The organism is Sneathiella sp. D3-11 (assembly GCF_055809395.1).
Genome location: NZ_CM147911.1, coordinates 1057215 through 1068880 on the forward strand (window position 1 = coordinate 1057215; position 11666 = coordinate 1068880).

The 11666-nt window shown below is 50.5% G+C and carries 11 protein-coding genes and 1 riboswitch; of the genes, 4 read left to right on the forward strand and 7 right to left on the reverse strand.

The genetic code is table 11. The annotated features are described in order from the left end of the window. Positions 1 to 2: 2 nt before the first annotated feature. Genes AC0L73_RS05580 through AC0L73_RS05590 form a run of 3 tightly spaced genes read left to right on the forward strand, consistent with a single transcriptional unit; the run spans position 3 to position 4106 of the window. Positions 3 to 1331: an HlyD family type I secretion periplasmic adaptor subunit gene (locus AC0L73_RS05580; protein WP_473655073.1), complete on the forward strand. Its 1329-nt coding sequence runs from the start codon at positions 3 to 5 to the stop codon at positions 1329 to 1331. After that, positions 1331 to 2047 (forward strand): transglutaminase-like cysteine peptidase, encoded by a 717-nt coding sequence (locus AC0L73_RS05585; RefSeq protein ID WP_473655074.1) that lies wholly within the window; start codon positions 1331 to 1333, stop codon positions 2045 to 2047. Before AC0L73_RS05580 ends, AC0L73_RS05585 begins: the two co-directional genes overlap by 1 nt. Continuing rightward, positions 2040 to 4106 carry an HD-GYP domain-containing protein gene (locus tag AC0L73_RS05590; protein WP_473655075.1) on the forward strand — a complete coding sequence of 689 codons (2067 nt, stop codon included), beginning with the start codon at positions 2040 to 2042 and terminating at the stop codon, positions 4104 to 4106. Before AC0L73_RS05585 ends, AC0L73_RS05590 begins: the two co-directional genes overlap by 8 nt. A 4-nt stretch (positions 4107 to 4110) precedes the next feature. On the opposite strand, the gene AC0L73_RS05595 is transcribed toward AC0L73_RS05590, so the two are convergent. The 7 genes from AC0L73_RS05595 to AC0L73_RS05625 all read right to left on the reverse strand — a co-directional run bounded on the left by AC0L73_RS05595 (position 4111) and on the right by AC0L73_RS05625 (position 10041). Next, the gene (locus tag AC0L73_RS05595) at positions 4111 to 4428 is read right to left on the reverse strand and encodes a hypothetical protein (RefSeq protein ID WP_473655076.1); all 318 of its coding nucleotides are present in this window, start codon (positions 4426 to 4428) and stop codon (positions 4111 to 4113) included. A 152-nt stretch (positions 4429 to 4580) separates the two neighbouring features. Then, positions 4581 to 5309 carry a trypsin-like serine peptidase gene (locus AC0L73_RS05600; RefSeq protein ID WP_473655077.1) on the reverse strand — a complete coding sequence of 243 codons (729 nt, stop codon included), beginning with the start codon at positions 5307 to 5309 and terminating at the stop codon, positions 4581 to 4583. Positions 5310 to 5427: 118 nt separating this feature from the next. Beyond that, positions 5428 to 6192, reverse strand: coding sequence for an SDR family NAD(P)-dependent oxidoreductase (locus tag AC0L73_RS05605; RefSeq protein WP_473655078.1), 765 nt, complete (start codon positions 6190 to 6192; stop codon positions 5428 to 5430). A gap of 34 nt (positions 6193 to 6226) precedes the next feature. Next, entirely contained in the window at positions 6227 to 6790 is a 564-nt protein-coding gene (locus AC0L73_RS05610; RefSeq protein WP_473655079.1) for a DUF924 family protein, read from the reverse strand. 98 nt (positions 6791 to 6888) lie between these two features. Next, positions 6889 to 8313, reverse strand: a complete 1425-nt coding sequence (locus tag AC0L73_RS05615) for a cation:proton antiporter (RefSeq protein ID WP_473655080.1) — start codon at positions 8311 to 8313, stop codon at positions 6889 to 6891. A gap of 114 nt (positions 8314 to 8427) precedes the next feature. Further along, entirely contained in the window at positions 8428 to 9168 is a 741-nt protein-coding gene (locus AC0L73_RS05620; RefSeq protein WP_227949483.1) for a hypothetical protein, read from the reverse strand. Between the two features lie 84 nt (positions 9169 to 9252). Further along, positions 9253 to 10041: an ABC transporter ATP-binding protein gene (locus AC0L73_RS05625; protein WP_473655081.1), complete on the reverse strand. Its 789-nt coding sequence runs from the start codon at positions 10039 to 10041 to the stop codon at positions 9253 to 9255. A 285-nt stretch (positions 10042 to 10326) separates the two neighbouring features. Then, positions 10327 to 10515, forward strand: a riboswitch (cobalamin riboswitch). Between the two features lie 121 nt (positions 10516 to 10636). Here AC0L73_RS05625 and cobW point away from each other — a divergent pair. Further along, positions 10637 to 11665: a cobalamin biosynthesis protein CobW gene (gene cobW / locus AC0L73_RS05630; RefSeq protein ID WP_227949479.1), complete on the forward strand. Its 1029-nt coding sequence runs from the start codon at positions 10637 to 10639 to the stop codon at positions 11663 to 11665. The last annotated feature ends 1 nt before the right edge of the window (position 11666 follow it).

Here is an 11666-nt window from a genome sequence, read left to right on the forward strand (position 1 = left end):
CTATGGCAGAAAATTTGAAATGGAATGACTCAGATTTCGCGTCGGACGTCGTAGCCGCGAGAGTACAAGGCCCGCATCCGCGCTCTTTCCTCCTGCTGTTTGGTGTAATCGCCTTTTTCGTTGTCGGGTTCATCTGGGCAAAAAATGCGGTTCTGGATGAAGTCACCCGCGGCGACGGCAAGGTCATACCGTCCAGCCAAGTACAAATTATCCAGAATCTGGAAGGCGGCATCCTCAGAGAATTGCTGGTACATGAAGGCGATATCGTCGAAAAGGGCCAGATTCTTCTACGCATTGACGATACCGGCTTTTCCTCCCGCGCGGGAGAAATCGAATCCAATTATCTTAACCTGATGGGGCGTATCGCCCGTCTTGAAGCGGAGGCCACGGGTGAACCCCTTACCTTCCCTGCTGAACTTCTGGCGGAGCGTAAGGACATTTCCGTGCGCGAGCTAAATCTGTATAATGCGCGGCAGGCTGAACTCCAATCGCAAATACAAATCTTGCGGCAACAGGCGCAACAGCGAAACCAAGAAATTGCAGAGATTAATGGTCGCCTGAGACAGCTCCGTGCCAGCCTCGGACTCGCCAATGAAGAAATGGAAATTACGGCACCTCTCGTCAAGAAAGGGATTGTCCCAAAGGTGGAATCTCTCAAGCTACGCCGGGAAATTAACGACCTGAAAGGGCAGATTTCTGCATCCGAGCTTTCCAAGCCACGTGTTGAAGGCGCGCTTAAGGAAGCTAATCAGCGAATTGAGGAAAAAATTCTCAGTTTCAAAAGTACTGCATCACAAGAACTGAGCCAGACACGTGCGGAGTATGAGGCGGCTCGTCAGGCCATTCTCGGTGTCAAGGATCGTGTTGCACGGACGGATGTGCGCTCGTCTGTAACTGGTGAAGTAAAGGACGTTAAAATCCAGACCATTGGCGGCGTCGTCAAACCGGGTCAGGATATTATTGAAATAGTGCCAATCGACGATACGCTTTTGGTGGAAGCGAATATTCGCCCGGCCGACATCGCTTTTTTGCGGCCAGGACAAGAAGCCACAGTAAAGATCACGGCTTATGACTACTCAATTTATGGCGGATTGCCAGCCAAGCTTGAACGGATCAGTGCCGATACGATTGTTGATGAGAAATCCGGCGAAAGCTATTATCAGATCATCGTTCGTACAAACCAGAATTTCCTCAAACGCGGGGAAAACTCCTATCCAATTATTCCCGGCATGGTCGCCTCTGTCGATATCCTCACAGGCCATAAAACAGTGCTGGACTATATCCTGAAACCTATCCTGAAAACACGGGATACGGCATTGAGGGAACGGTGATGAAACACAATAGAATGATAAAGCACGCCACCGCTTTTCTGCTAACGGGTCTTTTCCTTTTAGGCCCAGTGACCGGTGCGACCGCTCACGCGGACGTGACGGAAAAGGGCCTTTTCGGCTTAGTCGAAATTTCATCAGATAATCTGGCAGCCCTACCCCTCTGGCTCAAAGTTAAAGCGAGTTTTCCCCAGCTCGCAAATGCTGCCGCCAAATGCGATGCCCGCATCGAGGATTGTGAGTCGCAACAGATGACGTTGTGGCGCACGAAAATCGCAGAACTACAAAATTCTCCTAAGCGCATCCAGATGCAGGAACTGAACAGTTTTCTAAATGGCTGGAAATTTATTCCCGACGACGCAGGGGCATTATCTGACAGCCATTGGGCGTCGCCGCTTGAGTTTATTTCAAATGGCGGCGGATCAAGAGATTTCGCCATCATGAAATATGTCAGCCTTAAAGAGCTCGGTTTTGACCCCGATGCCATGCGTATTGTTATCGCCAACGATGTCCTGCGCAACAAGGCACATGCCGTATTAAGCGTCGAGCGCCGGGGCAAACGCTATGTTCTCGACAACCTGAACGATACCATACTGGAAGAACGCCTCGTCAACTATTACGTCCCGTTCTACTCCGTTAATGAAAATAGGAGATGGGCCCATATTCCCCTTGATTTCCTGACCGCGCAAGATGCCGCAGGGAGCAACCAAAATGACTGATGCAACAGCCAAGCTTGAACTAAATTCATTTCTTTCCGACCGTGCGCCAAGCGATAGCAACCTTTTTCGCAAAGCCCCCTGGAAGATTGCCGCGCTTTTTCTCATCGTCTTTGCGATCCTGGGATACTTTCTGTGTGACTACGCAATAGAGTCTCGCAAACAGGAATTAGTCGGGGAGCTTCAAAAACGCCTTGATGTGAGCGCGGCCGGCAAGGCACAAGTGATGGAAACCTGGCTTGCGGGTGAAGTCGAAGACGCCAACCGGATCGCAGAAAATGAACTTTTCAAGCTGTTTGCCACAGAAATTAATTTTGTGGGTGACGGCAAGCTCCCAAAATCACTGAATGATCAACTGCCTTACATGCAGAACGCGTTCTCAAATTTCGTCAATCAGGCGGAACTTATTGGAGCATACCTTATCGGTAAAGATGGCCGTGCTTATCTTGCTTCCGGAAATGCTCCGTCCCTAACGGACAATCAACGCTCAACCGCGCAAGCGCAGTATGAGAAAACAGAAGTAACTTTCCTACCTCTTCGTGCGAGCGATGCCGGGCTTGTTTTTGACTTCGTCCTGCCAATTCATGCGGCGCAACGCGAACCCAACAGCAGCGGTAATGATGTCATAGTCGGGGCTCTGCTACTCACCGTCCCGGCATCAAATGCGCTTTCAGAACTATTGAACGCACCGCTCTATAATAATCAGCCGGATGTGACTAAGCTTTATCAGGAAGCGGATGGAAAATATTATGAGCTGTTCCCGCTAAAACCTCCATTTATTGCACCTCAGGAAGATGCGCAGCTTGCGCCCGGCGCAACAAACTTTCAGGAAATAGCTCGAGAAAACAGCAACAGTGTCTTTTCCTCCGGGGCGCTGGTTCCGAACACTCACTTTGTGGTCTTTCAGCAGGTGTCCAGCGATAAAGCATTGGCGCCGCTTCGGACCTATGCGATGTTTGTCATTGGCCTCGCGTTCAGCTTCCTCATTATTGTCTTTACCGTTCTCGTCGTGATCTGGCTGACCCTAAAGGGACAAAGCGCCCGCGCACTCGCCCAACAGTACAAGGAATTTGCAGACCAGATAAACACACAACGACGGTTGCTGGGAAGTATCAACAACACAATAGATGAACTGATCGGCCTAACCGACCCGGAAGGGCGTTACATCTACGCGAATCCATCCCTCGCCAGGGTCGCTGATTACCCGCTTCGATCCATTCCCGGCAAAACGGATCGTGAGTTGTTTGGCGAAAAGGCCGCCCGAGATCTTGCTGAACATGATCGCAAGGCCATCGCGACGGAACAGACGGTCAACGCCTTTGTCGAAATTGAAAGGCGGGACGGAACGCGGATTCTGAGGATCGCTAAATCCCGCTTTCTCAATGAAGACGGAGCATTCCTTGGCATTGTCACAGTCAGCAGTGACATCACCGACTATGTGAAATTCCAGCGCCGGAAAGAGGAAATGGATCGCAAAGCCATTACTGTTCTTGCCCAGATGCTGGAAGCTAATGACCCTTATCTGTCAGATCATTCCATTCGAATGGCGCAGATTGCCAATCACATCTCAGTGGAGCTGGGGCTGTCTCCTGAAATGATCAAAATAATCAACACCGGTGCGCATCTTTCACAGATCGGTAAAATATCCATCCCGCGTGAGATTAGGGAAAAGGATGTACGGCTGAGTGAAAAAGAACAGAAAGTGATGCAGAAACATGTATTGATCGCCGAAAAGATTCTAAGCAACGCCGATGTGGAAAAAGAAGTCCTTGATGCCGTCACCCAAATTAACGAGCTTCTTGACGGGACCGGTTATCCAAAAGGCCTGACAAAGGATGAAATCGATATGCCGGCCCGTATTCTCGGAATGGCGGATATCCTGATTGCACGAATTTCACCGCGTTCTTACCGCGAGGCTATCAGTGTTGACGAGGCCCTTCGCGTGTTTAAACTCAATCCGGAAAAATACGACCCAGAAGTTGTTGATGCGATGATGCGCTTTTTCGAGACTGAAACCGGTGCCGACTTCAAGGCAAATATCGAGAAAAGCAAGAAGGGCTAAAAACTCAAGACTCGTCAGAAACGATATTACTTTTCAGAAGTAAATCCGTCGCATCCGGCAGGTCTTCAGAGGCGACATTGCCAAAATTTAATTCCGCGCCTGAAAGTGTCAGCGTACCTGTATCGCCATCACCGCTTTCGGCAAATTCCATGGAACTGCCGGCTTCTTCCGCCGCGATATTCAGTGCATCAAACAAGGCGTCCAGATCAACGGTTCCACTCTCATCCAACTCCAGGAAAGCAAGGTCCGCCATTTCACTATTTTCAGATACGGCCTGATCATCTTCGATCAACTGATTTTGATCTGTTTGCTTATCACTCATAGTCGCCACTACCCCTGCGCACCCAAGGTAAGATAAAAAAGGCCTTGGTTAATTCTTTATTACTTTATCCGTCGGGACATCGCATTTCATCCCCCATATGAGGTAGATCATAATAAATTTCGCCGTATTTGCCTAAAAATTTGTTCTTCTCATTATTTTTGCAGTTGTGACACACGGTTCCTGAACATGTCCAAGGACACCGCAATCCCATCGTTCATCCCCTTGGAATTCGACATTGTCGCAACATGAATTCCGATAAGTGAGTACGACTTTCCGTCATACAGAAAAAGAGGAGAGCCCGAATCGCCCTGCGTTGCATCACATTGGTGCCGCAACAGCAAGCCGGATTTACTTTGCTGGATACTGCTGATCTCGCAATCTTTATCTGCGGTCAACATATGTGCAATATCCCGGCTATAGCCAGCCTGAACAACAACAGCTCCGCTGGCGAGAACATCTTTTAATTCGCGAAGATTAAAAGTGGCTACAGGCGCAAAGCCGAATTCCTCCCCAAGTGGGTTTTTTAATGTTGCAATTGCCCAATCATTTTCCAGCGTCGACTTTTTATCAAGAGAAGTAGGTTGCCGCCCATCCGGCAATTCAAACCGCTCGATCCTGGAATGTGCCTTCACGTCCCCCTTCTCATAGCCAAGCACGAAATGAAACGCGCTTGGCACCGACCATTGTTGACGCCGACTATCCCAAAAACAATGGGCCGCTGTCAGTACCGATACCGGCCCCACGAGGATACCCGTGCAATGACTGCCGCTTCGGTTTAGTCGTCCGATCATACGCCAGGGATAATCCGAGATCTTGACACGCACCCGATTATCATCGCCTTTAATTCCCGGAACCTTAAGCACCTTATCCGGGACAGACATTTCGGCGCGAACGAACTCCGGAACCAGGACGAACGCGATAGAGAAGATGAGGCAAATGCAAACCGCGTTTTTAAGGCTTGCATAAACAGATCGGGCATTTTGCCTCATGGACGCGGGCTTAGACAGAAAGTCCAATCCTCTTGCGGAGTGTCTCGTCACGGATCGATAGTTCCTGACCGGCCAGATCACTGGCCGCGTCACTGCACAACCAGGCAATGGCCTTCGCAGGTTCATCAGCCGGGGCAAGATTCTCGCGCGGAATTTGACTGACCGAATTGATACCCGAAGCGCGGATCACCCCCTGCATATCCGTATCGACAATTCCCGGGGCAAACCCATATACGCGAACACCCTTTTCGCCAGCCTCCAACGCCGTTGCGCGAGTCATCATGTAAACGCCGGCTTTTCCAGAACAGTATGCACTCCATCCGTCCATCGGACCATGCGCCGCGCCGGAACTGATGTTGATAATCACCCCAGAACTCTGTTTCAGGAAATGCGGAAGAACAGCGCGTGTCCCGTTATAGACACCCACGAGATTAACCGAAATATTTTGCGCCCATTCGTCAGGATCGCTCGTCGCGATCGCACCAATCGGGTCGACGATGCCAGCGTTATTGACCAAGGCATCGATCCGACCAAAGCGATCCATCGTTTCCGCCGTCATTTTTTCAACAGCTGCATAGTCGGACACATCACAACTCGCGGCGAACGCCTCACCGCCCGAATTCTTGATCTGCTCAAGGACACCGCTGCAAGAGCTGGCGGAGCGCGCACTCAGACAGAGTTTCGCACCATTTGCAGCAAGCTCCAAAGCCGCAGCGGCACCTATACCCCGACTGGCACCTGTTAAGATAACAACCTGATCTGATAACTGACCCATGTATTTTTCCCGTTCGTTATATTAAGACGTTTATCTAAAAGGAAGAATTAGGCTCTTTTAAGAAAGCCTCTTCTTCTTCGGTATTTTGCCGTCCCAACTGCTCATTCCGGTGCGGGAATCGGCCGAACTTTTCAATAATGATATAATGCCGCTCTGCATAATCTACCAGTTCATCCGAACCAAGTTTTTTAAACAACTGCATCGAAAGCTTCTGATCCTCAAGATCCTCGCTATGCTCAAACGGAAGGGTTGCAAACTGCTTTTGCACAGCACCAAGTTCATCATAGTACCCGCGAGAGAGCATATGGCGCGCAATCTCCCTCGCCTTGCCATCAGCATCGAAAGCACGCGGTGAGTCCCGAAACATATTCCGCGTAAACTGATCGAACAACAAGATTAGCGCGAGAGAACCGCGAGCGCTTTCCGTCCAGTCGAGATACGCACCGGATTCCGCTTTTTCGAAATCATCAAGGAAGTGTTCTCGAATTTCAGCGTCAAAATCTTCATCTTTTTTGAACCATGCCTCGCGCGGTTTGCCGTATTCCGCATGATCTTCTGGTAAAAACCAGAAGTTGAGAATTTCCTGAATTCGGTCCATGGGCTGCCTCTTTATGTTCATGTCAACCGATCATGCTGAGTATTGGTTCTGTTTGGGCGAAATCTATAGATCACAGCATAACGTGACAAGAAGCGATACTAATTCTTGTCTTTTTGATCGCTGCCCCGCTCATCTTCCAGAATTGCCTGATAGGATGCAGCATCTTCACTCTGGATGATGATTTCCGATCCTTCCGCGCGGGAAGGCGACGCCACTTCTCCGGCATCCGTTTGGACCGCGGTCTGCGCCTGCGACGACGTTCCGCCTGTTAATGAGCCGAGATATCCTGTCGTTGCCCTGAAAATGCGAACTACTGCCAAGGTCTCCTTACCGTAAGCCTTATTCCAGAAGACCTGGAAATTGCTGGCCTGACCGGCTGCAACGCTCTGCGCGCGCCGGGCCGTCAGAAGCCAGAGCGGGCTGATCATCAGGCTGAGCGCAATCACCGTAATCATCAACTGAGAGATATCACGCGACACATAGCCGCTTGCGCTCCCCGTTGCCATAAGAAGAAAAGAGAATTCCCCTACCTGGCCCAATGCGGTCCCAGCGATAAAGGCGGAACGCCAGTCAACGCCCGTTACCCTCAAAATGACGATATTGATGGCCGTTTTTCCGACAATCACCAGCAGCAGCATCAACAGGACAAGGCCAATATTCTGCCAGATATAAGTGACATCTATCAGCAGGCCGATGGAAAGAAAAAAGATCATTAGCAAAATTGATTGGATCGGCTGCGTTGCTTCGACGATACCTTTTCGTTCCTGGCTGTTCCCAATGATAAGGCCGGCAAGAAACGCCCCAAACGCAGGAGACATGCCGAAAAGGCCGCTAATCGCCGCAAGCCCGAGACAGAAAACAATCCCGAACAAGGGCGTAAGGTCCGCATGACCGGAAATGGCTTTCAAGAATGGCAGGTGAATGCGTTCCCTGCGGCTCAGGAAGAGAATAAGACCTATCAGGAAGGCCACCGCCAGTCCGAGTGTCAAGAGGAGTACGGGTACATTCAACGCCTCACCTGAGAGGCTGCCAACGATAAGCAGCATCGGCACCACCGCAAGATCCTGTGCGATGAGAAGACCCACCGCGATATTACCGGTCCTCTGGTGAAGTTCCCCTATGTCTTCGAGAATTTTAACTGCAACGGCGGTCGAACTGATCGACAGGCTGAAGGCCAGAAGTAAGGTCAATTCCCACGGCCAATCCAGAAAAAGTGCAATCAGTCCGACGACAACATAAGAGACCGCAACCTGAAGAAAAACGCCGCCAATAGCCGTTTTCCAGATGCGCATAAAGGACTTCAGGTTGAGTTCCATCCCGATCAGATAGAGCAGCAGCAACACCCCAAGCTCGGCTAGAATTTCAACATTTTCACGATCTTCAACAAACCCGAAAACCGAACGCCCCAGCACCATTCCGGTTAGCAAGTAACCGACAATTGCCGGCTGCCTAAGCCGTGTCATGATCATCCCGAACATCAGGGCTATCGTGGCAATGATGGCAATATCCGTAAGTTGGTGCATTGTGCGCTGCGAAACCTGCAAGAAAAGCGGTTAAAAAATAAGGGTACGATTACGGATAAAAAAGCGCAAGGCACGCATCGCTCAACGGCATGTTTTCTGCATCATTTCCATCTTTTAGCCCTGAAAATTCCAGAAATTGCTGATTTCGTCTGCCGTTATCCGAAAAATATCATCAACGCCCAGGCGATAATTGCGCGCGAGCTTGGTCAACAGGGCAAGTTCATTCAAATATGCATCCTCGCATCTGAATTGATCGCATATTTCCCGATCACTCATCAATTGAAGTGCACGCAACTCCATGGCAATCCGTTGCCGGTTCGCCGCTCTTGACTGATCCGCTGATTTCCCAGCTAGACATATGAATTTATCGCTTGCCTCGATGAGTTTTTCCGCCGGATAGAAGAACACGCAACTGCGCACAAACTGCCTACACAGCTTTTCGACAAAGGGCGTATTAGGAAGAGAACTCTGTTCAAGGTATGACCGCACCACCATCCGTCTGCAATAAATCAGCTTTTTTGGCATGATATGCGAGAGGTTCAGAAAAGACGGCGCATAAGTCACGAGCTGTCTGAACAACAGCAGTTTTTCAAGAAATCTATACTCAGCGATCCAGAAGCGTTGCTTAACTGAAGACAGCCGCGCGAGTTCCCCTTCAACGGAATCCCGAAGGAGTGTTCGCTCCCTTCTTTCCTGTGTTAATACTGACGTGCAATGCGTCCGTGTAACCGCGTTATCTATTATAAAGGGGCGCACCCAGCGGGTCAGAGCCTGCTCTTCTTTGCGCCACGGCAGATTGTCCCGTGGCGTCAATAAATCTGAAGCTGTCAGGCTGTCACTTTTGCCATCATTCATGGAAACCACGCTAATTTGACTCGCTAACAAAGCCCAAACTAGACGCTTTCAGGATGTTTTACGTGATCACCAAATAACGGAAATTCAGGCTGAAACAGTCGAAACCGACATCTGAATTGGTCCATCTTTTCGCTTATTCCAGAACTGCGACACATATGGATCATCCGTATGCCCCGCTTCACGGACGTCGCCCGTCCAGACAACGCGTCCCTCATGCAGCATGGCGATGCGGTCGGAAATAATACGTGCTGTCAGCAAGTTACTGGTTATCGCCATAACTGTACTGCCGAGTTCACGAACGTTATTGAAAATCTGATCATTGATGACATTGCTCATTATCGGATCGAGCCCGGCAGTTGGCTCATCCAGAAACAGGATCGGAGGATCCCCGGCTATTGCACGGGCGAACCCAACACGTTTCTGCATACCGCCGGAGAGTTCCGACGGGAATAAGTCAGCTACATCCGCCGACAGTCCGACAGAGCGCAGCTTCTTGATGGCCATTGCCTTGACATCCTGCTTGTTCACACCGGATTGCTGATTCAGGCGAAAGCCGATGTTCTCCCAGACCCGAAGGCCGTCGAACAATCCCGAACGCTGAAACAGAATACCGAATTTTCGGAAAAATTCCATCCGGTCCTTCTCCGGCATATCGCTAACTTCTTTCCCGTCGAGGAGGATCGAGCCACTGTCGGGTTTGATCAATCCGAGAATGCATTTCAGCGTCAACGTCTTGCCAGCGCCTGACGGCCCAATCAAAGTTAGAATCTCGCCAGCTTTCACCTCAAGATTTATGCCGTTCAAAACCTGAACGCCATCAAAGCTCTTATACAGGTCCTTGACGACAATTTTATTTTTCGCTGTTTCCGCCATGGCCAAGAAACTACAGGATAAATTTGCGAAAACAAACTGCATTCTGCAATCACGAAGCAGTTTAAGGGATGCCGAGTTCGAATAATTACGCCATTTCCAATACTAAATGAGATGGATCTCAATATCGTTGGCAGGACTGATGATTTCTGTCTCGCAGAATCACCGGGGGCTCTGTTTTGGACTACTCTGAACGGAAGCCGGTCGAGTGGGCATCCTAAAAAAGCCCGGACCGTTGGGCAAATCGATAAAAGCACCGTCAATGGATTGACAGGCAACGCTTTCCGCCGTAGCGTCCGCTCCGATGGTTCCCAATCAGGGATTATAAGGGAATGCGGTGCGATCCATGGGTCAATGCCGCGGCTGTCCCCGCAACTGTATGCGACTAGCCTGCACAAAAAACCACTGAGACAATCGGGAAGGTAAGTGCCGGTGCCATTCGCAAGCCAGGAGACCTGCCATCAACTGTATCAATTTCTGCTGCATGACGGAGGATCATGATGAGCGTAATGACATTGCGATATCCGCACCCTAATTCCAAACGCCCCTGCCCGGCCGGCCCTTTGGCCTGCGCGACATATTTCCCCGGAGTAATGATATGAGTGAGAAAATACCGGCAACCGTTATCACCGGTTTCCTTGGCGCGGGCAAGACCAGCCTGATCCGCCACCTAATCGAAAATTCGGAGGGCCGAAAATTGGCACTTATCATCAATGAGTTCGGCGACCTTGGCGTCGACGGGGACCTCCTCAAGGGATGCGGCAATGAAAACTGCACGGAAGAAGACATTGTCGAGCTTGCCAACGGCTGTATTTGTTGCACGGTTGCCGATGATTTCCTCCCCACCATACAGAAAATACTAAGCCGCGAAGATCGCCCCGATCATATCATTGTCGAAACCTCTGGCCTTGCACTTCCAAAACCGCTTGTCCGGGCCTTTGGATGGCCCGAAGTGCGCACGCAAGTAACAGTCGACGGAGTGGTTACCGTGATTGATGGCCCGGCCTATCGTGATGGGTTGTTTGCCGCTAACCCCGACGCCGTGCAGGCCCAGCGGGAAGCTGACGAAATGCTGGATCATGACAGCCCGCTGGAAGAGCTGTTCGATGATCAGATCAATTGCGCCGACATGATCATTTTCAACAAGGCGGACATGCTTGCAGATGAGGAACTCTCCTCGGCCACCGCCGGACTAAAGGATCGTCTCCGTCCACAGGTGAAAATGCTCCAGACGAGCCATGGTAAGCTGGACGCTCGGGTTCTGCTGGGTCTTGGTGCAGCGGCAGAGGATGATCTAGACGCGCGCCCGTCGGTTCATGATGATGCCGATGACCATGAGCATGACGACTTTGACAGTTTTGTTCTGGAGGTCGGGGAGATCACATCTCCAGAAACACTGATTGCCAAGCTGGAAAAGGCCATCGCCGCGGAAGATATTTTGAGGGTGAAAGGTTTCCTTACCGTGAAGGACAAGGATATGCGGCTCGTTCTGCAGGGCGTCGGCAGTCGGTTACAGCACTATTATGATCGGGAATGGGCCGCCGATGAGAAACGTATCAGCAAGCTCGTGATAATTGGCGAGCACGATATGGATCAGTCCACCATCACCAAAATAATAAAGGGCTAAC